The organism is Paenibacillus sp. J5, assembly GCF_054955055.1.
Map to the genome: position 1 here is coordinate 75,427 of NZ_JBUEDD010000009.1, position 20,664 is coordinate 96,090.

Annotated in this window: 24 protein-coding genes; 13 read left to right on the forward strand and 11 right to left on the reverse strand. The window is 51.7% G+C overall.

What is annotated here, in order from left to right:
• Positions 1-22: 22 nt before the first annotated feature.
• The 5 genes from ACY1JZ_RS17175 (at position 23) to ACY1JZ_RS17195 (ending at position 4,084) form a co-directional block, all read left to right on the forward strand.
• Positions 23-766 carry an HAD family hydrolase gene (locus ACY1JZ_RS17175; protein ID WP_462630256.1) on the forward strand — a complete coding sequence of 248 codons (744 nt, stop codon included), beginning with the start codon at positions 23-25 and terminating at the stop codon, positions 764-766.
• A gap of 107 nt (positions 767-873) precedes the next feature.
• On the forward strand, positions 874-2,013 hold the full coding sequence (locus ACY1JZ_RS17180; RefSeq protein ID WP_462630258.1) for a hypothetical protein: 1,140 nt from the start codon (positions 874-876) through the stop codon (positions 2,011-2,013).
• 266 nt (positions 2,014-2,279) lie between these two features.
• A complete protein-coding gene (locus ACY1JZ_RS17185) occupies positions 2,280-2,801 on the forward strand; it encodes a DUF3592 domain-containing protein (RefSeq protein ID WP_462630260.1) in 522 nt (173 codons plus the stop codon).
• Between the two features lie 189 nt (positions 2,802-2,990).
• The gene (locus tag ACY1JZ_RS17190; protein WP_270167692.1) at positions 2,991-3,569 is read left to right on the forward strand and encodes a beta-class carbonic anhydrase; all 579 of its coding nucleotides are present in this window, start codon (positions 2,991-2,993) and stop codon (positions 3,567-3,569) included.
• A 215-nt stretch (positions 3,570-3,784) separates the two neighbouring features.
• Positions 3,785-4,084, forward strand: coding sequence for a hypothetical protein (locus tag ACY1JZ_RS17195; protein ID WP_270167694.1), 300 nt, complete (start codon positions 3,785-3,787; stop codon positions 4,082-4,084).
• A gap of 150 nt (positions 4,085-4,234) precedes the next feature.
• On the opposite strand, the gene ACY1JZ_RS17200 is transcribed toward ACY1JZ_RS17195, so the two are convergent.
• A complete protein-coding gene (locus ACY1JZ_RS17200; protein WP_462630262.1) occupies positions 4,235-5,200 on the reverse strand; it encodes a cation diffusion facilitator family transporter in 966 nt (321 codons plus the stop codon).
• Between the two features lie 295 nt (positions 5,201-5,495).
• Positions 5,496-6,911: a pyruvate kinase gene (gene pyk, locus ACY1JZ_RS17205; RefSeq protein ID WP_462630264.1), complete on the reverse strand. Its 1,416-nt coding sequence runs from the start codon at positions 6,909-6,911 to the stop codon at positions 5,496-5,498.
• A 115-nt stretch (positions 6,912-7,026) separates the two neighbouring features.
• On the opposite strand from pyk, the gene ACY1JZ_RS17210 reads away from it, so the two are divergent.
• The 4 genes from ACY1JZ_RS17210 to ACY1JZ_RS17225 all read left to right on the forward strand — a co-directional run bounded on the left by ACY1JZ_RS17210 (position 7,027) and on the right by ACY1JZ_RS17225 (position 9,827).
• A complete protein-coding gene (locus ACY1JZ_RS17210; protein WP_462630266.1) occupies positions 7,027-7,818 on the forward strand; it encodes a helix-turn-helix domain-containing protein in 792 nt (263 codons plus the stop codon).
• A 323-nt stretch (positions 7,819-8,141) separates the two neighbouring features.
• The gene (locus ACY1JZ_RS17215) at positions 8,142-8,468 is read left to right on the forward strand and encodes a helix-turn-helix domain-containing protein (RefSeq protein ID WP_462630267.1); all 327 of its coding nucleotides are present in this window, start codon (positions 8,142-8,144) and stop codon (positions 8,466-8,468) included.
• 8 nt (positions 8,469-8,476) lie between these two features.
• Positions 8,477-9,208 (forward strand): ImmA/IrrE family metallo-endopeptidase, encoded by a 732-nt coding sequence (locus ACY1JZ_RS17220; protein WP_462630269.1) that lies wholly within the window; start codon positions 8,477-8,479, stop codon positions 9,206-9,208.
• Complete coding sequence (locus ACY1JZ_RS17225) at positions 9,201-9,827, forward strand: PIN domain-containing protein (RefSeq protein WP_462630270.1); 627 nt, start codon at positions 9,201-9,203, stop codon at positions 9,825-9,827. The genes ACY1JZ_RS17220 and ACY1JZ_RS17225 overlap by 8 nt, the downstream gene beginning before the upstream one ends.
• Positions 9,828-10,080: 253 nt before the next feature.
• On the opposite strand, the gene ACY1JZ_RS17230 is transcribed toward ACY1JZ_RS17225, so the two are convergent.
• Together ACY1JZ_RS17230 and ACY1JZ_RS17235 are read right to left on the reverse strand one after the other, a co-directional pair.
• Positions 10,081-10,377 carry a hypothetical protein gene (locus ACY1JZ_RS17230; protein ID WP_270167714.1) on the reverse strand — a complete coding sequence of 99 codons (297 nt, stop codon included), beginning with the start codon at positions 10,375-10,377 and terminating at the stop codon, positions 10,081-10,083.
• A 225-nt stretch (positions 10,378-10,602) separates the two neighbouring features.
• Positions 10,603-11,403: a Nif3-like dinuclear metal center hexameric protein gene (locus tag ACY1JZ_RS17235; protein ID WP_462630272.1), complete on the reverse strand. Its 801-nt coding sequence runs from the start codon at positions 11,401-11,403 to the stop codon at positions 10,603-10,605.
• A 221-nt stretch (positions 11,404-11,624) separates the two neighbouring features.
• On the opposite strand from ACY1JZ_RS17235, the gene rnhA reads away from it, so the two are divergent.
• Positions 11,625-12,308 (forward strand): ribonuclease H, encoded by a 684-nt coding sequence (rnhA, locus tag ACY1JZ_RS17240; RefSeq protein ID WP_270167718.1) that lies wholly within the window; start codon positions 11,625-11,627, stop codon positions 12,306-12,308.
• 34 nt (positions 12,309-12,342) lie between these two features.
• Here the strand turns inward: rnhA and ACY1JZ_RS17245 are convergent, their stop codons facing one another.
• The 3 genes from ACY1JZ_RS17245 to ACY1JZ_RS17255 form a co-directional block, all read right to left on the reverse strand.
• A complete protein-coding gene (locus ACY1JZ_RS17245) occupies positions 12,343-13,059 on the reverse strand; it encodes a DUF421 domain-containing protein (protein ID WP_462630274.1) in 717 nt (238 codons plus the stop codon).
• A gap of 125 nt (positions 13,060-13,184) precedes the next feature.
• Entirely contained in the window at positions 13,185-14,264 is a 1,080-nt protein-coding gene (locus tag ACY1JZ_RS17250) for an ABC transporter substrate-binding protein (RefSeq protein WP_462630276.1), read from the reverse strand.
• Positions 14,227-15,036 carry a helix-turn-helix domain-containing protein gene (locus tag ACY1JZ_RS17255; protein WP_462630278.1) on the reverse strand — a complete coding sequence of 270 codons (810 nt, stop codon included), beginning with the start codon at positions 15,034-15,036 and terminating at the stop codon, positions 14,227-14,229. The genes ACY1JZ_RS17250 and ACY1JZ_RS17255 overlap by 38 nt, the downstream gene beginning before the upstream one ends.
• A gap of 368 nt (positions 15,037-15,404) precedes the next feature.
• Here ACY1JZ_RS17255 and ACY1JZ_RS17260 point away from each other — a divergent pair, with 368 nt between their 5' ends.
• Positions 15,405-15,797, forward strand: coding sequence for a hypothetical protein (locus ACY1JZ_RS17260; protein WP_270167722.1), 393 nt, complete (start codon positions 15,405-15,407; stop codon positions 15,795-15,797).
• Between the two features lie 286 nt (positions 15,798-16,083).
• On the opposite strand, the gene ACY1JZ_RS17265 is transcribed toward ACY1JZ_RS17260, so the two are convergent.
• On the reverse strand, positions 16,084-16,641 hold the full coding sequence (locus ACY1JZ_RS17265) for an NUDIX hydrolase (protein ID WP_270167723.1): 558 nt from the start codon (positions 16,639-16,641) through the stop codon (positions 16,084-16,086).
• Positions 16,642-16,775: 134 nt separating this feature from the next.
• Between ACY1JZ_RS17265 and ACY1JZ_RS17270 the strand changes: the two genes are divergently transcribed.
• Positions 16,776-16,937 (forward strand): hypothetical protein, encoded by a 162-nt coding sequence (locus ACY1JZ_RS17270; protein ID WP_462630280.1) that lies wholly within the window; start codon positions 16,776-16,778, stop codon positions 16,935-16,937.
• Positions 16,938-16,982: 45 nt separating this feature from the next.
• The gene (locus ACY1JZ_RS17275; RefSeq protein ID WP_462630281.1) at positions 16,983-17,162 is read left to right on the forward strand and encodes a hypothetical protein; all 180 of its coding nucleotides are present in this window, start codon (positions 16,983-16,985) and stop codon (positions 17,160-17,162) included.
• 140 nt (positions 17,163-17,302) lie between these two features.
• On the opposite strand, the gene ACY1JZ_RS17280 is transcribed toward ACY1JZ_RS17275, so the two are convergent.
• From ACY1JZ_RS17280 to ACY1JZ_RS17290, 3 genes are read right to left on the reverse strand one after another with little or no spacing between them, the layout of a single operon-like run.
• On the reverse strand, positions 17,303-18,160 hold the full coding sequence (locus ACY1JZ_RS17280; RefSeq protein WP_270172751.1) for a carbohydrate ABC transporter permease: 858 nt from the start codon (positions 18,158-18,160) through the stop codon (positions 17,303-17,305).
• Positions 18,161-18,208: 48 nt separating this feature from the next.
• A complete protein-coding gene (locus ACY1JZ_RS17285; RefSeq protein WP_462630282.1) occupies positions 18,209-19,090 on the reverse strand; it encodes a carbohydrate ABC transporter permease in 882 nt (293 codons plus the stop codon).
• Between the two features lie 36 nt (positions 19,091-19,126).
• On the reverse strand, positions 19,127-20,503 hold the full coding sequence (locus tag ACY1JZ_RS17290; protein WP_270167729.1) for an extracellular solute-binding protein: 1,377 nt from the start codon (positions 20,501-20,503) through the stop codon (positions 19,127-19,129).
• Between the last annotated feature and the right edge of the window lie 161 nt (positions 20,504-20,664).

A 20,664-nucleotide genomic window follows, 5' to 3' on the forward strand; every position in this document is an offset into this window, starting at 1 on the left:
TAGCAGACAGGAGAGATACGTAATGAGCAAGCTCAAGCAGGCGCCGGAGACAACGGCGGTATTTTTTGATGTGGATGACACCCTGTATGACCACCTGACTCCATTTTACACTGCGGTTCGGGAGGTCGGCGGAACCGCAGACCACTTTCCATATGAAGAGGCCTATCACCGTATGCGCTATTATAGCGACAAGCTGTCGCATGAGCTGGGCGGAGCCGAAGCCATGGAGCAAAGCAACGCCACCCAGCATATGAGGCGAGAGAGGTTCAAGCTGTCACTGGCAGAGCATGGCATAAAGCTCAGTGACGAGGAGGCGGCCCGGATGCAAGCAGCGTATCTGGGCTGCCAGTACAAGATTGCGCTGTTTCCCGGTGCTCGTGAGCTTATGACGGCACTGCGGGATCGGGGCGTACTGCTCGGCTTGATTACGAATGGTGCTCCCGAGCATCAGACCAACAAGCTGGAGGCGCTGCAGTTGGATGAGCTGATTCCCGCGGGTCATCGCTTCATCTCGGGTGCAGCGGGCTGGGATAAGCCGGATATTCGATTATTTCAGCATGTCAATCAAGCGACAGGCACGCGCCCGGAGGATTGCGTATATATCGGCGACTCGTGGCGCAATGATGTCGTTGGCGCGCTTGGTGCAGGCTGGCAGGCCATATGGTTCAACCATCGTGGCGTCACACCGGAGTCGGATCATCAACCGCATCATATTGTGTGCAGCTACGAGGAGCTGTCCGCGCTGCTGTTGCCGCTGCCGCAATAAGAGCTCGCTAATTTCGCCCAGAAGGCCAGACACCCCGCCCACCTGCATCGCATACCGTGTAAGGAATGCAAATGGCCTGCAGCAGCAGGAAGGGAGCGGATGAGCTTATGACACAGCGTCATTATTTCGCACGCGGCAATACGGCGGAAGGACTGTACAACCTAACAGCTTCCGTATATGAAGGCTTGAACACGATCTACATCCTGGATGGCTATCCTGGAGGAACAAGCAGGGTGCTGGCAGCATTGGAACGACAATTGCGTAGCCAGCCACTCTCGATCGACTGGATACATCAGCCACTGGATAGTACGCAACTGGAGGGAATCATCATCCATGAGCTTGGCATCGGGATCATAGACGCGGAAGCTTGGGATGAAGCCGCTACGGCGGAAGCGACGGGAGAGATAACAGAGACAGAAGAGACAGAAGAGACTGTAGCGACGGCACAGGTGATACGGATTTCCGTAGCGCACGCATTGCGGGAGGAAGCACTGACACGGGAAGAGGCAGCGCTAGCGCACTTGGAGCAGGAGCTGAGCCATACTTATGAACAAGCCTATGCATGCTTTCAGCGGACGCTGCGTATTCATGACGAATGGGAAGCATACTATATTGAGGCGCTTGACCGCGGGGTCATGAACGAACTTGCCGTGCAATGGGCGGATACGCACCTGGGCAATCGCTCAGAGGCAGCTACGAAGGAGCCGCGCGCGGGGCACCGCTTTCTCGGTGCAGCTACCTGCAGCGGTGCGGTGGATTTCGTGCCGAATCTAACCGAGACGGTGCAGACTCGAGTCTTCGTCAAGGGGCGGCCTGGGTCAGGCAAGTCCACGCTGTTCAAGAAGCTGGCTGCCGCCGCGACAGAGCGGGGACTGGATGTGGAGGTATACCACTGCGGCTTTGATCCCGGCAGTCTTGATATGCTGATCTTCCCCGAACGAAGCCTGGCTATCTTCGACAGCACGGCGCCACATGAACATTTCCCTGTACGAGAGGGAGATCGCATCCTGGATGTCTATGAGCTGGCCATTGCCCCTGGGACTGACGAGCGGCACAGCGAGGCTATCGCAGATGTGAGCGCCCGTTACAAGGCCTCTATGAAGGAAGCGATCAGCTTGCTCGCAGAGGCCAAGGCACTCCGCAATCAAATAGAGGCGATCTACATGCAAGCGGAGGATGAGGCGGTGTTGGAGGAGACGGCTAGAGAACTGCTGGGTGAACTGCAAGCAGCAAGTAGTAAGCAGTAAGCAGCAAGCAGTAAGGGCCCGGGCTGCCGCCGATCCGTTATCAGTGTGCTGGTTGAAGGGCGCTGCTTGAGAGCATACGGCGAAGCTCGCATGGATATAATCATTAGTAAATATTCATTTTCAAACGCTGAACATGATCATCCACTATAATAAAAGTATGCGTTCTGTCGGACATCTGCCGATGCCGCAGCATGATGCAGAACAGCCAAGAGTGCAGGCACATGTGCGGCAGAACGCCGCAAACCCATAGGAAGGCGGGGGTGGCGATGGACTACAGAAGAATGGGGTATGTTGTCCATATGATAGCCCTGCTGCTTACGATTGGTGCAGTGGCGGCAACCAGCTATGGCATGCTTCTGGGGGTGGTCATGATCGTGTTGTCATTTGGCTGTTTTATTGCAGGAGCCATGCTGCATGACAGGGCCAACAGGTTTACGGCAGGCAAGATTCAGGCGGAACGGCTGGAGACCGTCGGGACCGTCATTGGGGCGGAGATGGAGAAGGTGATCGGTGAGCGTTCCGGGAGATACCGGATGAGGCTTCAGATCGGCTTTCGGACCAGCTCGGGAGAGGATGTGGTGGGTAGACTGGCATTTTTTACACGGGACATTGAGCTGATCAGGCTGCTTGGAATCGGACAGACGCTGCGGGTAGCTTATTCCAGTAACGACCCGGAGTTTCAATTGACGCTCCCCGAATGGGCGGAGCGCATCAGCTTGCTGGACCCGGCCATGGTGTTCCCGGAATACCGGACTAGAAGCCGGAAGGAGGGAAAACTGATGAATTAATGGAAGGCAGCGGACACCTCGCGATATGCGCGGACATCCGCTGCCTTCTTTTTGGATACGGCGTCAGTCTCGCACACTTGAAGAATATGTGCTTGTAAACCCATTTTTTCCAATCAAAACCGTTGACTGTTAGCGAAAATCTATGAATAATGGTTACAGGCCATTTTGCCAGTGTTAGGAGGCGACAATATGTCGATTGTACCTGAACTATTAAAATTTAACAAAGCGTTTGTCGAGGACAAGCAGTACGAAACCTATGTAACAGATAAATTTCCAGAGAAGAAGATTGCCGTCATCACCTGTATGGATAGCAGACTGGTTGAGCTGCTTCCCAAGGCGTTGAATCTCAAGAATGGGGATGCCAAGTTTATTAAAAATGCGGGCGCGATCCTGACCCAGCCGTTCGGGAGTGCCATGCGCAGTGTGCTTGTGGCGGTGTACGAGCTCGGCGCGCGTGAGGTGCTCGTCATCGGACACCATGGCTGTGGCATGACTAATCTCGATGCCCAAGGCATGGTCAGCAAGTTTGCCGAACACGGGATTGACCCGCTCGTGGTCGAGACGCTGGAGAATTCTGGAATTCGCATGGAGAAATTTCTACGTGGCTTCTCCAGTGCAGAGGAAGGTGTCATGCATAGCGTGAAGATGGTGCGCAGGCATCCTCTGTTCCCTAAGGCGGTTCCTGTGCATGGCTTTGTCATGGACCCCATGACAGGTGCGCTTGAAGTCATTGTTGAGGACTACCGCGAGGATGAGGAAGGCAAGTAACCTGCTGTTGACGGCTGGGTTTTGTTCCCTAACTAAGCTCAAGAGCAGGATTTATCGTCCGCTTCGTCCTAGCCGCGTGGCCATCCTAGAACGTACCTCGCATCGTCGATAAGGGGTGCCTTGCTAATCGGGCTCGGCTGCGGATACAATAGAAGCAAGAACGCGGCTTCGGATCAGGAGGCTTGCGAATTCATAATGAAGGGGACGATGATAACATGAATGCACGGTTGGAGCAATTGGAGCAGCGTCTGACAGAGCAACATCATAAGGATTTGTTTTTGCAGACGAAGCATACGCTTAAGGCACTGGATGATCTGGCTGAGCAGCATCGACTCTTCACCTCTATGCAAGCGATCAGCGGAGTGAGGATTGTTGGCGCAGAGGAAGCGTTGTTCTACGATACGATCTCCCAGGCGAAGGAGCAGATCGTGCAGACGCTGGAGAAGACACTAAGCGATCTGGAGCATAAAGGCGATAAGCACTACGACAAGCATTTCAAGGATGGCGTAGAATAATAAGGAGGCGGTGTGAACGAAAGTTTGCGCCGCCAATTTCATATCTGCCGGGTGTATGCAACAGCAGGCCGGCAAAGAGGCTGGACGGAAAACGTGACGTTTTCTCGCCCAGCCTTTTGAATGTGACAGCCCCATTGAAAACCGCTGACGCTAATGATGATGATGGGCGTGAGCATCGGGCGCGCTTGCTTTAATGTTGCATAAGAGGCTGTCCTCATGCGCGTGTTTCTCCGATTCGACTTGCAAGGTTACATGGGAAATGTCTTTATGCTCCAGCATATGCTCGACCTTGTGCACTATAGCTTCCGTTTCATATACGGTTTTGTTCCCATCTACGACGATATGGGCAGTCAGGGCATGCATGTTGCTTGTAATCGACCAGATATGCAGATCATGCACCCCATGGACGCCATCGACCTTCAATATGGCCTGCGCGACATCTTCCACCTTAATATTGCGCGGGGTTCCTTCCATTAATACATGCAGGGAAGACTTGCTCACCATATAGCCACTGCGAAGTACGAGTACAGCGACGATGACGCTGGCCAGTGGATCAGCCCAGCCCCAGCCAAAGAACATCATGAGCAGAGCGGCGGCGATTGCGCCTACAGAACCCATCATATCGCTGATGACGTGCAAGAAGGCGCCGCGCATATTCAGATTATGCTCGGTATCGCCGCCCCGCATCATAATCCAGGCCACCAGGATGTTAACCAGCAGTCCAATGGTACTGATGATGAGCATGCCGACCGTAGCGACTTCCGGCGGGTTAGTAAAGCGTTCGATCGCTTCATAGAAGATGTAAATGGCAATGCCGATCAAGGTTAGCCCATTGAGCGTAGCAGCCAGTATCTCAAAACGCCTGTACCCGTATGTTTTTCCTGTACTGACCGCCTTCTCGCCAAATCTGAAGGCAAGCAAGGCAATGGCCAAGGCCAGGGAGTCGGACAGCATATGTCCCGCGTCCGAGATCAGAGCCAGGCTGTTGGTCATGAAGCCGCCTATGACTTCGACCACCATGTACGCCGTGATGATCGCAAATGAAATCAGCAAAGTCCGTTTGTTGTTGCTGCTGTGTCCATGATCGTGGTCATGGCCATGAGAATGCTCTGCCATAGCGATACCTGCTTTCTATAATTTAATATATGAATACATGTTCATATGTTGTTGTTTTTATTATAAGCCAGTCAGAAAAAAACTGTCAAGCAGAAGTTCCGGCGCCGGCGTAACAGCAGGCACACAAAAAAAGCTGGACGGAAAACGTTACGTTGTCTCTGTCCAGCCTAGTTATGTTGGGGGCGTATGGGACGACCCCTTATGGATATGTCATGAGCTGTCTTGCGTAAGCGTGACACAGGACACTACCCTTCAACTTAGGGCGTGCATCCGCTACGTATACTGCCGGCTTGTCTTATACCTGCTGGATCTGCAGCAGATTCGTGCGACCGGATTCGCCCAGAGGCACGCCCGCGGACAGAACGACGATGTCGCCTGCCTCGACATGACCGTTCTCCCGAGCCAGTCGCGTGGAGGAGTCAAACATCTCATCTGTGGTGGAGTAGCTCTCGCCTTGAATCGGGATGACACCGAACAGCAGGCAGATTTTGGCCAGTACATGCGGATGGCGCGTGATGGCAATAATCGGCGCTTGCGGGCGGTACTTGGAGATCATGCGCGCTGTGAATCCACTCTCTGTCGAAGTAATGATCGCCTTGGCATCCAGCTCCAGCGATGCGCTGACGACGCCCTGGCTGATCACTTCTGTAATATTGGTGGAGTGCTGCGCTTTTTTCTTCGTGAACTGCTGGTGGTATTGAATCATCGTCTCGGCTTTGCGTGCGATCGAGGCCATCGTCTTCACCGATTGAATCGGGTATTTGCCCGCTGCGGATTCCCCGGACAGCATGATGACGTCCGCGCCCTGCAGCACGGCATTCGCAACATCGCTCACCTCTGCCCTTGTTGGGCGCGGATTTTGCTGCATCGATTCCAGCATGTGAGTGGCAACGATGACCGGCTTGCCGGCCAGATTACACTTGGTAATCATCTCCTGCTGCATCATCGGCACTTCCTCAACAGGAACCTCAACTCCCAGATCGCCGCGTGCTACCATGATGCCGTCGGAGGCATCGATAATACCGTCCAAATTGACCATGCCTTCCTCGTTCTCAATCTTGGATATGATCTGCACATGTGGCGCGCCGTTCTCTGTCAGGATACGACGAATCTCCAGAATGTCCTCTCCCTTGCGGACGAAGGAAGCAGCGATCATCTCGATGTCATGCTGGATGCCAAAGTGGATATGCGCCACATCGCGCTCGGTTACCCCCGGCAGCGTCGTCTTGATGCCTGGGAGATTGACGCCCTTGCGCGGCTTCAGCAGGCCGCCGCTTTGGATCAGGCAAGTAATTTCTGTGCCCTCGCTCTTCAGGACAGTCAGATCAACCAAGCCGTCATCGATCAGGATGCGGTCGCCTGCCTTCACCACTTGCGGCAGCTCAGCATAGTTCACCCCGATGCGCGTGCTGTCACCCAGCACCTCCTCAGAGGTCAGAATCAGCTCATTGCCTGCCTGCAGATCGACAGCGGCTTCCTTGAGCTTGCCAATCCGCACCTCAGGCCCCTTAATGTCCATCATCATCGGCACGAACGTATTAAGCTCGCGCGCAGCTTGTCTTACGTTCTCAATGCGCGCGACATGATCCTCCAACTCGCCATGCGCCATATTCAGCCGGGCGACAGTCATGCCCGCGCGAATCATTTCTTTCAATGTTTCTACCGAATCACACGAAGGTCCCATGGTACAGATAATTTTAGTTTTTTGCATGTGAAGCACCTCCTATATTACCTTCATTGTAGCTTGTAATGGCAGTTGTAACTATGAACTATGGTATACTGAATGAAATATAGTACGGAGATGATGGCGAGCGGGAGGCTCTTCTATGCTGATTATTACGGAGGCGCGTGAGGATCATGGAGTGGAATGGTACGAGGAAGGCGATAAGGGGGAGGGTCGGGGCGCTGACTGCCGACTGGTGCTGCTCACCTATGGCAGATGTGTATATTGGGTGAACAACACCAAGTATATAATGGAGAAGGGCGAGCTGCTGCTGCTGCCTGCTGGACAAGTTTTTTACGGGAAGAGCATCCCGACCGTGTTCCATACGAAGCTTTCGATCCGCTTCGTCCCGGGAGCTACCTCAGGCGAGCTGTCATTGCTCCAGCGATCAGCGCCGCTACATCTGCGTCTGGGGTGCTATGACAAGGTGCTGGAGCGATTGAAGGAATTGCTGATACAGTGGCAGGAGAGGCCCTCGTACTACGAGCTCATGGCCGGGGCGCTGCTCGCGGAAGCGCTCGTCATGGTCAGCCAGGAGCTGGATCGCGGCCCGATCACTAGCAGCAAGCATCGGTGCGTGGAGCGGATGAAGCATTATATCCAGCAGCATTACCGGGAGAAGGTAAGCAAGGAGCAGCTCGGTGACGCGATACAGCGAACGCCGAATTACGCTGCTACCTTATTCCGCGAGGTAACGGGTCAGACGATCAGCGCCTACACGCATAGCCAGCGTATTAAGACCGCTATATATTTGCTAACGGAGTCCCAGTTGACGGTGAGCGAAATTTCCGAATATGTCGGCTATAGCGACGTTTCCTATTTCTACCGCATCTTCAAGCGGCTAACCGGACACAGCCCTTCAGATTATTTCGATGAGCGCTCTCCGATCGTGTAGCTATAAGCGTTAAAGAAGACGGTGTGTGACAATGGAAGGGATATTTCAGAGCAACCTTCGGGTGGTATGGCAATCATTTTGTTTTATTGCATCATTTCGCAGGTGCAGCGCATGTGCCGTTGTCTCTGGACAGGGGTTGAAATCCTCTCGCCTCCACCATGTAAAACCACATCCGCAAGAGGATGTGGTTTTTGCCTTTGATGTTCAGTTCTTTGAGTTGTATGTATCCTTTCACAACATTTTGCATAAGATAATAAAAATCATTTGTATACGTCTACAAGAATTTGTATAATATTTGTATACAAACATGAGGTGGTGTATGTATGAGAACACAGGAGATAGTAATTAAAAAGGTTAAAGCATGGTTAGAAGCAGAAGGGAAATCTTATCAGTGGCTAGCTGATGAATTAGGGCTGAGTAAAGGTATGGTAGGACATCTGTTGACAGGTAATCGAGTATTACAACCCCAGCACGTTGAGCAAATAGCAAATTTATTAGATATCCAAGTAGTGGACCTCCTCAGGGATGAATCGACAGAAAAAGGATTACTGACTGTACATTTGAGAGGGACGGTATCTAATCGTCGGTCTAAAAGAGAACTTGATTCTTTACTATTTGCAATTGAAGATTATATCGGGATGATCGATTAGGTGAACTGATGAATCATAGAGAAAAAGCTGAAAAAGTTGCTGAGGTGTACGCGGCGAGTTTCTTGCAAGACGCAATAGGTCATGATATTTTTATTGGTTCACATATTGAACGTTTACTTGCTGATAAGGTAAATTTAATTTACCAATATGTGGAAGATGAAAATTATTATGGTGCAGCGATTCAACATCAGAATGGTGAGCAGTTTGTTGTCTTGAATACTTTTCATTCATTGAGAACGAGATATTTTACGGCTGCTCATGAACTGTGGCATTTATCAGAAGGAAGTCTTATGCAGGATGGAAATTTTGATCATGAACGTGCAGCGGATCGATTTGCAGCAGCAATAATGCTACCTAAAGAACTAACTAAAAATTTATGGAAGAAGTTTAAAAAGCAAGATGATGAAGTAGCTATTCTTAAAATTGCTGACCTTGCTGACGTTCCCTATATGGCAGTAGTACGAAGATTAAGTGAACTTGGTGAAAAAGTACCGACTAAAAAATTTTCCGAAGTGGAATGGTTGGAAAAACGGTCTGAATTAGGGTTTCCAATCTCAGTTTCAGATTATTCCAGCAAGGACACAAGATTTGTAGCATATGAGTATGCAGTAAAAGAGAGAGTAGAGAAAAAAGGTTTAGATATGCTTATAGCAGCAAATAAGCTTTCAAAATTTGCTCCCAAGCTTGCAGAACAATATCAATTGGTTGCCCTTTCAAGGGGGCATGAAGTCGATGCGTAATGGAAAAGTGTTTGTTGATGCTAACATATTGATTCATGCCGCCACTTTTAAGTCTGCTGATGTTTTTAATTGGATTGATTCATTGTATGAAGATATTTACATCCATCAAGTGGTACTTGATGAAATATTAATATCAGATGTTAGGAAAAAAGTGCAGAGTTATATTGACCAAGGAAAGTGGAAGCTCTTTGATCCTGATGATGAAACGGCGTTGACAGAAAATGATTATGCGATCTATGAAAGTTATTTAAAAGATATGCATAAAGCTTTTTCAGATTTAAATGAGAAGAAAATAAGAGAAGGCCGTCTTTTGAAAAATACTAATGATCTCGGAGAAATTCATAGTCTAGCTGCAGTACTTTTGCTGGGGGCGTCAATTATTTGTAGCAATGACTATGATATAAAGGAGGTCATTCAAGATACCCCCATCTATACAACGAATGGTGAGGCATTAACAAATACATTAATCGAACAGGATACACTAGTCGATCTTTGCTACCAGACTATTAGGGAAAGTATTGAAAAGTCGAAGGTTGTACGGAAGTATTTGAGTGTAGTTGCTTCAGATAAAGTAACTGATTTAGAGAAACTTCTACAACTTACCGAAGTAGAAGTATAGCATACTCTGGAATGCCATAATACATAGAGAATCGAGAACAGCTCCAAGAGCTCTTGAAGATAGCAAATCAACATGCACGGAAGCAGGCTAGATAATTGGGCGCTTCTATTTACGATTTAAAGAACAACATTCGCGAGTATGCTTTAGAAAAAGTGGCGGAGATGTCGTTTTATTATTTCAAGCAGAAAAAGCTCAAGCCCTCACTCCGCTTGAGCCTTTTCGTGTTATATGGGGGAACTTGCGGTAATGGCACCTACAGCATAGGGTCTGTCTTCATGAAGGTTTTGGCAAGATTCTCGGTATTGCGATCACGAGTGTTCGGTCTATAGTCCTCCAGCACATCGATCAGATATTCCTCGCCGTCCTGGTAAGCCCTATATATGAAATGCTCTGGATCAATCAACTGTACCTCATGCCCGCAATCCTTCAGGCATTGCTCGAAGTCCTGAGCAGTCGGCTCCGTTCCTTCCTCCAAATAGATCAAGCCTCTGAGCCGTTTTGTTTCGCCATTGCGCATAACCTTGAAATAAACGGTATGTTCTTTTCTCATGGGTGATCCCTCCTTGCCTTGCATGTTCATTGGTTTGCCCAGGCTGCTGCGGTGCCTGAGGCAGAGCGCCTGAACTGTCCTGTGACAGTTATCCTGTGCCTTAATGCTTCAAGTATACATCATTATTGCAACTTTGGCTGTGATCTAGCGCACAGCCGCCCCTGAGTCCTGTGCAGCCTGACGGGAGTGAGGGCGGTCTACATACATGCGGCCAGCTCAAGAACGTTACACGATATGATACAGCGGTTCTGTAGCCAGGAAGCGCACGGGAAGCTCAGGGAGCTGTTGCTGCAGCCGTTCGGCAAACAGTCGCATACCCGGCTCCTCGCTCGGGGCGTGCCCGATCATGATAAGCGCTTTGCGGCTGCCTTGGCTAACGGCATCACGCACATACTCGGGCGTCTCCCATTCCGGCCCTTCGCCGGCAATGATCAGATCCACCCCTTGCTGCTGCAGCAGCGTTACACCATTGAGACCGCCACCCCGATAGCCCACCGTCAGCCCGATTCGGCGGCAGTTCAACCTCGCGTCTCCGGCCACACGCACATAGGGTAGACCAAGCCGCTGCTTAATATGGCTAGCGATGTCTACTACACTCCTGTCGCCCGGCAGCTCCACCGTCGTTGCCTCCTTGAAAATATGCTGCACCTGCTGCTCCCAGCCAAGGCTGCGCACCAGTCCTTCTGTGATCAAGTCAGGCTCGACCTGATGGCAATGGTCATGGTAGCGGTATATAGACAGTTGATGCTGCTCGATGAAGCGCTGCTTCTCTACAGCGATGGGGTCGTTCTCGTCCAGCCACGAATTGGGATGGTGGTGGCTGTAATACAGCCCTTCATGGGTAATGATCATATTCAGCCCTTGAGCTACGGCTTGCTCCAGCACATGATGGGTAGCCATGAAGGTGACGGCTACTCCGGTAATGCTCATATCCGGGTGTCCGGCGATCAGGCCGTCTACCGTGCTCGGGGCGGATCCTTCCTGCTGTGTCCAACGTTCAATGATGCTCTGTACGGCAAAAGACATTTTTCCTATTCCTCTCCTTGCTGTGTAGATCTGTTCCGCCGAACATTGCGAACAGCGGAGGACAGTTCTTCCTATCCATTAGTTGCATTATATAGAGTTCACACTGGAACTGTCCATCCGAGTTCGGTCATGGGTGGTGCAGGTGCTGAAGGGAGGCATTGAAACGAACCGATGATTAATGCTAGAATGGCGACAAAACAATAGAAAGCTGGTAATGAGAAATGGCGAAATATTATGTCGTCTGGGCGGGTAAAAAACCTGGCGTATACGCGACATGGGCGGAATGTCAGCGCAACACCTCTGGCGTCGCGGGCGCCAAGTTCAAGTCCTACGAATCGAAGGCGGCAGCCGAGGCGGCCTTCCGTGATGGCTGGCAGAAGCATTGGGGGCAAGGCTCAGGAGGGGCAAGTGGCGCAGAAGGGGCGGCAGGGAAGAAGCCAGTGTCAGGGACGGGAATGACTCGGCGGAGCAGCCGCGGCACGGTGGCAGCGATCGGAGAGATCGACTATGACAGTATCTCGGTTGACGTAGGTACGCATGGCAATCCCGGCCCGATCGAATACCGCGGAGTGGATACCCGCACCGGGAAGGTGCTATTCTCCAACGAGAGCATCGGCAAGGGTACGAATAACCTCGGCGAATTTCTGGCGATTGTGCATGCACTTGCTTACTTGAAGGAGCAGGGCAGCAGCAAAACCGTATACAGCGACTCGCTCAACGCTCTCAAGTGGGTGCGGGAGAAGAAGGTATCGACGACACTGGTGAAGGACGAGTCCACCCGTCAAGTATGGGAGTTGGTTCAGAGGGCAGAGGAATGGCTGCGCACCCATACTTATGACAATAAGGTGCTCAAATGGCAGACGAAGGCATGGGGCGAGATCAAGGCGGACTATGACCGAAAATAGTTCGGCTCGTCTGTTCCAGGGTGTCCCGACTGCGCTAATGCTTTACTGGCGGCAGCTCAACTGATTCCTCGCAGAGTGTGATGTTCAGGCTGCTTATATCCTGACAGACGGCGAGGAAGACGTCCTGCGCCAGCACGCCGCGCTGTCTTAGCTGTTCATAGAGCTGCTGCTCGCTGATATGCAGTTGTTGCAGCGTATCGTATTGCAGCTTGCCTTCAATAATGACCGGGTAAGCGGTCTCGGGCTGTTGCGGCGCAAGGCCAAGCTGTGGCGCCGTCACCGGCATTGTGCTTCCCGTCTTCAGCACGCTTAGCTTGCCATTGGCCTCCAGCACGGCCAGATGGACAGAGGCGACATCGAATATCTCCTGCTCGCGCAGCATTTGCAGGATGTTATCGATGGAATATTTGTATTTCCTCAGATGCTTGGCAACCAATTTCCCCTTGTAGATCATAACGGTTGGCTCGAACGTAATCAGTCGTCCAAACTTGCGGTATCGAACAACCAGGACGGCGACCGTTTTCTGCAGTAGTCCTATAAAGACGATAGCGAATGCGGTCGGCAGATGCCGGATGTCCGGATCGGCAATATCTGCGCCTACGACCGAGCCGAGCGACAAGATAATGAGAAAATCAAACACGGGCAGCTCGCCAATGGAACGCCTCCCCATAAACAACGTGGTCGCCAGCAGCAATGGAAACAACGTAACTGAGCGGATGGCGACAATTCCGAAATCCTTCCATATCTCCACAGCAGTTATTCCCCCTGTTTCAAACTTGTCTTTAGAGTAACCCAAGCTTGGGAGAATAATGTGTAGCGGCGAGTATAATGAGCTGCCAGCAGCAGGAAGGGGAAGAGGAGCTCACTCCCCCCAAGCTATTGCAGAATCAGATTGGTCAACATTTCAATCTGGTGCTCAATGGCGATGGGATCGTCAAAAAACAGATCATAGTAGTCTATCTTGTGAACACGACCGTTTTTAACAGCATCAAGATTTTTCCATAGTTCACTCTGCTCCAGTTGCTCAATCGTCTCACGTCCCGAGTTTTCCGGATCATATACGGTCAGAATGATATGCGACCCGGCAATTTCCTCTAGCATTTCGAATGAAATGGATTGATTCCATGCATCACTTTGCTCGAACATTTCCTTCACCCGTTGAGGAGGCTCCATTTGTAGCAGATTGTACAGCACTTCTCCGCCCATATTATGGAATCCGTAGAGCCTCAAGTCCTTCTTAAAAACGCCGAGAATGGTAACGGTGGTGCCGGGAGCGATATCCTTTGCAAGGCGCTGTCTTGATGTCTCAAGATTCTGCTTGAAGGAGCGAATCCAGTTTTCCGCTTCCTCCTGTTTATTCACAAGTTCACCTAGTACCTGCATTTTGTTAATGACCCCGTCCTTTGATTTCAACAAGACGGATGGAGCAATTTTGGAAAATTGTTCATAGCTCTCCGCCCACGTTGAAATAATGAGATCTGGCTTCAGCTCAATGATTTGCTCAATCGACTCTCCTAGTCCTACGGTTCCATCTGGATCAGCGAAAGGATATTCTTTGAGCAAATAGTCGGGATAGCCAATGGGTCGAATGCCAAGCGCCAGCAGTTCTCCGTAGAACCAATCTGCAATGATGCGTTGCGGCTCTGCCGGGACAACCGTCGATTGTCCATCCTGCTGAAACTCTCTTGTTGCTGCGATAGCTTGCTGCGAGTCTGCCCCTTGCGTCGGCACAGAATTTGCCGCATTGGCTCCGCCTGTCGACGGTGCCGGTGCCGAACAGGCCGACAGCAATAGCATGAGACATAAGGCGGCTGAAAGAATGAAGTTTCCTTTATTGGCTCCAATCACGGTATACTCCCCTTTTGTTGTTAAATCTAGTCCAGCTAGCTCTCTACTAGCATAAGGGAAGTGGGCAACTTTACCCATGGCAGCATCGGACAAACGGATTGAACTCATTTTCCTGAAATCGCCCTGGGGTCACACCATAGCAGCTTTTAAACATTTTAATCAGGTGGAATTCATCCGAGAATCCACAGCTCCAGGCTATTTCTCTCAGCGTGGCGTCAGTGTCAAGCAACTGCCTTCGCGCCGCCTCAACTCGTCTTCTAATTACGTATTCCTGGGGACCAACTTGCAACTGTTTTTTGAATAAACGGGTTAAATGACCGGAACTAATATGAAATCTTTCGGCGAGATCCTGAAGCGAAATCATCTCATGATAATGCTCGTCGAGATAAAGTTTGACCAGAGATACTGTATCCGGCTGCAATTCCTGAGTCCCGCTATGGGTCAGTTCTTCATAAATCGCGCATACCCATTGCAACAAAGCCGCCCTGCCATATAATGAGTTCAATAGCGAGCCGCCATTCCAGCGATGATGAAGTTTTTTGAGTTGCTCCAAGAACAACAATGGATTTCTTGGTGAAAAACCATACAGCTCCTGGAACGGGTTGACGACGGAAAGAAGTTGTATTAATTCCTCTTTATAGAAGGGAGGTTCTTCCGTCTTATAGTAGATAGTATAAAAATTCACTTCTCCTTCGTTAGGGCGAATGGACAGACAACTCCCCTTCCCACCATGGAATATCCCAAACCGCTCTACGCTGAACACATTGTCATCCAGACAAACCTCCGCAGAACCGTTATAGGAGAATAAGAACATGCTGCTTGGCATGCGGTAATTGAAGATGGGGGTCTTACTGCTGACGATTTGATAGCGTACATCCAACAGCACAACTGATGATTGTGTCCATATATTGATGGTCTCGGCAAGATGCCTGTGTATCGCATCATGTGGTCTGTGACTCTCTTTTCCTATGATGGCTCACTCCCTTGCTCTGTACCCATACACACTCTATATTCGCGATTATAATTAATATTAATAATCATTGTCAATTAAAGCCCGTGCAGACAACATCCTTCAGTGGTTTGCGGCACGTTGTGCTTGAAAGCGTTCTATCGCTAAGGCTCTTACTGCTGCGGGGGTGAGAATTATTGAAGATAATGCAGCACCTGTTTGTAACGAGAGCCAAATTATTTTACAATCGAAGATACGCACATTACGATAGACAGATACGAAGACAGGGAGGGAACGACATGAACTGGATTCCAGCAGCCAAAAGCGGCAAGTGGTTCTGGTGGACTGTGGTGACGGTATTGGCCGTCACAGGGCTGCTGTGGCTCATTCGTTTTGGCTTGTACGGGCAAGCATGGACCTGGCCGCATGCATTGCGCTTTCTGCTGTTAAGCGCCGTTCTGGGGCTGATCAGCGGGGTATGTGGCTGGCTAGGAGCCAGATGGCTATGGGGCTTTACTGTTGCGGGCACCTTGGGAGGGCTGATGCTCATGGTGTTCTATGTACGTGATATGAACGGCTGGGAGGATCTGGTCAGCCTGCTGGCCTTCTTCGAAGCGGTTGCCGCTGGCTTGATTATCGGAGGGGTGGCCGAGTTGATCGCGCTCGGATTGCGGCTATGGCGCAATCGGTAACGGTGAGACACTCGCCCTGGCGGGACTCCTGTTCCTAGGGCGTGTCGTCAAACCCGCTCAAGGGCATTCGTTCACCGCCTTTTCGCCCCTTGCTGCGTTACGTTCTCTTGACGTCCCCCCGGTACGCCTGCGAGAACGTGCCTTGCCCGGAACGAAAATTCGGCGAAATCTGCTCCCGTCGGAGTTTGAAGACATACCGTTGTGAATAACGGCTGTCACGCTCGAATGGGCGGACAGCCGTCTGTATGACTGGAAGCTTATGCATCACACTATGCTTATGCCTCACTTACACGCGGAACAGACCATAGCCCGAGAAGCGATGTCCTGACGCATCGTCCTGGAGCAATCCGGCCTTCGTCTGGTTCAGTGCGACCTCTACCAGCCATCGGGTGAAGTCAGCCACCTCCATCTCCGCCATCTCCTCCAGGCTGTAGAAGCCGGCAGCATCGACCTCCGTCTGATCCGGCACAGGCTCGCCCGACAAGTATTCCATGGAAAAGGCCAGATAGATATTGTGAATAGGGCGCGGCAGGTCGCGCACAGCGATGACGCTGCGCACACGGGTCTCAATCTGTGTCTCCTCCCGCACCTCGCGGATGATCGTCTGCTCGATCGGCTCCAACTGCTCGATATAGCCGCCGGGATTGGTCCATTTCCCTTTGCCGGGCTCCTGCGCCCGGCGTACAAGCAGCAGCTTCCCCTCCCTCATGACCAGCGCCCCGACGCCAATGCTGTAATTTCCCCAGTGCACATAGCTGCAGGACGTGCAGGCTGCACGCAGGCTTCCGCCGATGGAGCGGTTTTCTAATGGTGCTCCGCAGAGCATGCAAAATTTGGCTTCCATATCATTCACCCAATTGTATGAAGTATAGTCAGTGCAGTGATACTATCATAGTCCTGTCGCTCCAAATGATCAACTGCCAACATGACACCAGAAATTCTAAAGCGGTTACATTTCTTGGGGGCGATCATTCGACGATGATGAGGCCGCCAATAGCGGCGCAAATGGGAGAAAACGGCCGTAACCGTCAGAGCGTAACGGCACACGGAGCACAACTGCGGGGAGAGGCGATCACAGCGGGGAGGAAGGCGCGGCAGCAGATTTTTCAGGCAGCGCATGGATTCGGTATACTGGAGTAGCACAGTTGAACCATAGAACAGACACATATGTGGAGGGTGATGAGCTTGACCTACAACGAGCTGCTGGGAAGACGGAACGAGATATTGAAGCGCAGGATTGGCTCCATGATCTTGAAGCATAACAAGCATGGACTGAGCGGACAAGAACGGAGCTTCTACCGGATGATGCTGCGGGAATGGCACCAGACAGAGCAGGAGCTGTACGGCTCTCGCAAGGACAGCTAACGCTGCGGCGAACGGCTTGCTCTTCGCAACTGCGGGCGCATGACCCGCATGACCCGCATGACAAAAGCCGCACTTGCGAACAACGGATGGCATGATGCCCGTTCCGTGCGCTGTTCGCAAGTGCGGCTTAAATGCTGGCGCTAGCCTTTGACCGATCCTGCTGCGATGCCTTCGACAATCTTGTTGCTAAGCACCAGGAAGATCGTCAGGATCGGCAGGATGCTGATCATGAGTGTAGCCCCGATCGCTCCCCAGTCGGTTGTATACTGGCCGACGAAGTTTTGCACCCCGACCGTTAACGTCTTCAAGCTGTCCGAGCTGATGAAGGTGTTAACGAAGATGAACTCATTCCAGTTGTAGATCATATTAATGATTCCGGCGGTCACAATCACCGGTACGGTCATCGGCAGCACAATCTGCAGGAACATGCGATGCACCGAGCAGCCGTCCATAACCGCCGCCTCCTCCACCTCGCCAGGCAATGCATAGTAAAAGCCAAGCAGAATCATCATCGTAATCGGCAGATTGAAGGCCGTATACGTTAGCATGATGCTGAGCAGCGAGTCCACCAGCTTCAGCTTCTCGAAGAGGCTGAACAGCGGAATTAGTGTCGAGTGTACTGGAATCATCAGTCCGATCATGAATAGCCCTAGCACGAGGCTGGACAGCCGCCACCGCATCCGCGTGATGGCAAATGTTGCGAGGCTGGCCAGCAGGATCGTCAGCAGCGCCGCTATGACGGTCACCAGCACGCTGTTGATGAAATATCGATCAATATTGCCTTGCGACCATACATTGGCATAGTTCTCCCAGCGCGGCTGTGTCGGCAGGGAGAGGGGAGGCATGTTGAATACCTCCTGATTGTTCTTCAGTGAGAAGAAGAGCAGCCAGACGAGCGGGATTAATTGGAGTGCTGCTCCCACAGTAAGCACGACGTACAGCACGCTGCGCCCCAGCCGCCCCGTATTCGTGCGGACACTCGTCTGTCTGGCGGGCAGGGCTGCCGCAGAACCGGATTGCTTCACGAAGGCACCTCCTTGTACGTATCAGGAATATTGGATGGTCTCTTTGGAGGTGGTCGCCTTGCGAATCGCCCAGGTGGCCACCATGCAGATAATAAGCAGGAAGAAGCCGATGGCACTTGCATACCCGAAGTCGAAGCCGCGGAATGCCTTATGATACATATAGGATGCCATTACCTCACTGGCTCCGTTCGGGCCGCCGTCTGTCATGACATAGATCAGGTCAAAATATTTGAGCGATCCGACAACAGCCAGCACGATCGTCACCTTGACGACCTCGGTGATGAGCGGCAGCTTGATGCGCAGCGCGATCTGCCATGCCCCGGCGCCGTCGATTCGCGCCGCCTCAATTAGCGACTCGGGAATATTTTTGAGTGCTGCGTAGTAGATCAGAATGTAGAACCCGGCATATTGCCACAATATAGGGATGAACAGCGCCCATAACACAAGCTTGGGCTCAGACAGCCATGCCGGCGGGTCCTCAAAGCCGATCGAGATCAGGAAATTGTTCAGCATGCCGTTGGTCGGATGGTAGATCTTCAGCCAGAGCTGGGCGATGGCGACCGAGGACAGCAGCATGGGAATCAGATAAATTTTGCGAAACAGGTTAGCTCCCTTCACCTTCCCTGCCAGCACCAGCGCAACGAGCATGTAGAGCGCCAGACATAGGGTGGACAGCAGGGCGAACAGGAAGGAATGGAATACACTGCTGCCGAAGGCGCTGTCCGAGAGCAAGGCAACATAGTTATCGAGCCCGATGAAGACCATGCTGCTGACGGCGTCCCAGTCCATCAGGCCATAATAGCCGGTTAGCACAATCGGAAAATAGATCAGCGCCACAATGAGCAGCAAGGCCGGCAGAGTATAGAGTGCGATAATGAATCGGTTCGACATGACTTTGTTCATGGTGGATCTCCTTCCGGCGTGATCTAGCGCAGCGCTCTATTTGCCGGCCTTCAGCACTTCCTCTTGCTTGCGAATGAACTCCTCTGGTGTGATGGCGTTTCCTAGCAGCGCCTGCACCAGGTTATGATGCTCCTCCGAAGCGACAGGCTTCATCTGTACATCCAGATAGAGGATGACCTTATTCGCACTGTTCAGTTCGTTCAGCAGATCGATGAACATCGGCGGCAGGTTGATGGACGAGGTGTCCACCTTGGTGGCCGGGATGATGCCAGCTTCAGTGACGGACAGCTCGCCCCATTGCTTCACAAAGTAGCTGACGAACTTCTTAGCTTCTTCCTTCACCTTGGAATCCTCGGAGACGAATAATCCGACGCCAGGGCCGCCTACCCAATCGTTCACATTGCCCTTGCCGCCCTCATAGGTCGGGAATTTGAAGAAGCCCACCTTATCCTTGAATTCCTGGGGAATATCCGGGTTGGTTGTAAAGTTCGGTACTTCCCATGTTCCCATAGCATACATCGCCGCTTTTTCATTCATGAACTCCGACTTGGCTTCATCGTTGGACAGGCCGTTATAGCCCTTGATGAAGGCATTGCTCTTCACGAGCTCCTGAGCCGCCTGAGCGGCAGCCAGCAGGCTAGGATCACTGAAGCTGCTCGCAGCGACGGCTTGATCCTGCACATCTGGTCCGCCGATCCGATCGGCCAGATACATGTACCAGAAGGAGCCTGTCCACGCATCCTTGGAGCCGAGCGCAATCGGTGTCACCTTATTCGCATTCAGCGTGCTGATGACCTGCATCAGCTCATCATAGGTTTGCGGCGGCTGCAGATTATGCTTGGCGAAAATCTCCTTGTTGTAATAGACAGGGACGATATTCAGCTCCACAGGCAATGCATAGGTTTTGCCGTCCATCGCGTAGGCCTCGGTTGTACCGGCTACGAACTGATCCTTCAGCTCGTTCTCCAGCAGATCATTGAGCGGTGCGAACTTATTGCCCTTCACATATGGCTCCAGGAAGCCGGCTGCCCAGGTAAAGCCGATATCCGGCAGCTTGTTAGAGGCGGATAGCACCTTGAGCTTGTTTTTGTATTGCTCGTTCTCCAGCACCTCGGTCTCGATCTTGACGTTCGGGTTGGCGTTCTCATAATCTGTGATAATCTGTTTGGCCAGCTTGTTCTGAGCCGAGTTGCTGCCGTCTGGCCACAGATGCATCATCTTGATTTTGATGCTCTCGCCCTCCTTGGGGCTATTCGTCCCCCCCTCGGCAGCCGGTGTCGTGCTATTCGTCCCGCCCGCGGTATCTTGCTTGCCCGGTCCTGGACCGCTGGAGCCACTGTTGCCGCTACAGCCTAGAGCTGTGGCCGTCAGTGCTACAATCATCAAGGATATTGCCCATGTTCTTCTTGTCATCGAAGGTATTCCTCCCCTTTTCATAAGATACTGCCCACAGCCTGTGTGAAGTGGTAATGAATGCGTTTTCCATGTCTACAACGTAGTGTAGCATTGATGGCTGAGGGCAGATAAGGGTACAGCGTTTGGGTCATTGTCTACTATTTTTGGGTAGACGGCAG

What these genes read in the sequence shown, in the direction of transcription:
- ACY1JZ_RS17260 (WP_270167722.1), top strand. Translation starts at nt 15,405, where the DNA reads ATGAACTGGATTCCAGCAGCCAAAAGCGGCAAGTGGTTCTGGTGGACT.
- ACY1JZ_RS17250 (WP_462630276.1), bottom strand. Translation starts at nt 14,264, where the DNA reads ATGAGTTCAATCCGTTTGTCCGATGCTGCCATGGGTAAAGTTGCCCAC.
- ACY1JZ_RS17200 (WP_462630262.1), bottom strand. Translation starts at nt 5,200, where the DNA reads ATGGCAGAGCATTCTCATGGCCATGACCACGATCATGGACACAGCAGC.
- pyk (WP_462630264.1), bottom strand. Translation starts at nt 6,911, where the DNA reads ATGCAAAAAACTAAAATTATCTGTACCATGGGACCTTCGTGTGATTCG.
- ACY1JZ_RS17290 (WP_270167729.1), bottom strand. Translation starts at nt 20,503, where the DNA reads ATGACAAGAAGAACATGGGCAATATCCTTGATGATTGTAGCACTGACG.
- ACY1JZ_RS17180 (WP_462630258.1), top strand. Translation starts at nt 874, where the DNA reads ATGACACAGCGTCATTATTTCGCACGCGGCAATACGGCGGAAGGACTG.
- ACY1JZ_RS17270 (WP_462630280.1), top strand. Translation starts at nt 16,776, where the DNA reads ATGATGAGGCCGCCAATAGCGGCGCAAATGGGAGAAAACGGCCGTAAC.
- ACY1JZ_RS17175 (WP_462630256.1), top strand. Translation starts at nt 23, where the DNA reads ATGAGCAAGCTCAAGCAGGCGCCGGAGACAACGGCGGTATTTTTTGAT.
- ACY1JZ_RS17190 (WP_270167692.1), top strand. Translation starts at nt 2,991, where the DNA reads ATGTCGATTGTACCTGAACTATTAAAATTTAACAAAGCGTTTGTCGAG.
- ACY1JZ_RS17215 (WP_462630267.1), top strand. Translation starts at nt 8,142, where the DNA reads ATGAGAACACAGGAGATAGTAATTAAAAAGGTTAAAGCATGGTTAGAA.
- ACY1JZ_RS17265 (WP_270167723.1), bottom strand. Translation starts at nt 16,641, where the DNA reads ATGGAAGCCAAATTTTGCATGCTCTGCGGAGCACCATTAGAAAACCGC.
- ACY1JZ_RS17230 (WP_270167714.1), bottom strand. Translation starts at nt 10,377, where the DNA reads ATGAGAAAAGAACATACCGTTTATTTCAAGGTTATGCGCAATGGCGAA.
- ACY1JZ_RS17220 (WP_462630269.1), top strand. Translation starts at nt 8,477, where the DNA reads ATGAATCATAGAGAAAAAGCTGAAAAAGTTGCTGAGGTGTACGCGGCG.
- ACY1JZ_RS17195 (WP_270167694.1), top strand. Translation starts at nt 3,785, where the DNA reads ATGAATGCACGGTTGGAGCAATTGGAGCAGCGTCTGACAGAGCAACAT.
- ACY1JZ_RS17185 (WP_462630260.1), top strand. Translation starts at nt 2,280, where the DNA reads ATGGACTACAGAAGAATGGGGTATGTTGTCCATATGATAGCCCTGCTG.
- ACY1JZ_RS17210 (WP_462630266.1), top strand. Translation starts at nt 7,027, where the DNA reads ATGCTGATTATTACGGAGGCGCGTGAGGATCATGGAGTGGAATGGTAC.
- ACY1JZ_RS17235 (WP_462630272.1), bottom strand. Translation starts at nt 11,403, where the DNA reads ATGTCTTTTGCCGTACAGAGCATCATTGAACGTTGGACACAGCAGGAA.
- ACY1JZ_RS17285 (WP_462630282.1), bottom strand. Translation starts at nt 19,090, where the DNA reads ATGAACAAAGTCATGTCGAACCGATTCATTATCGCACTCTATACTCTG.
- rnhA (WP_270167718.1), top strand. Translation starts at nt 11,625, where the DNA reads ATGGCGAAATATTATGTCGTCTGGGCGGGTAAAAAACCTGGCGTATAC.
- ACY1JZ_RS17225 (WP_462630270.1), top strand. Translation starts at nt 9,201, where the DNA reads ATGCGTAATGGAAAAGTGTTTGTTGATGCTAACATATTGATTCATGCC.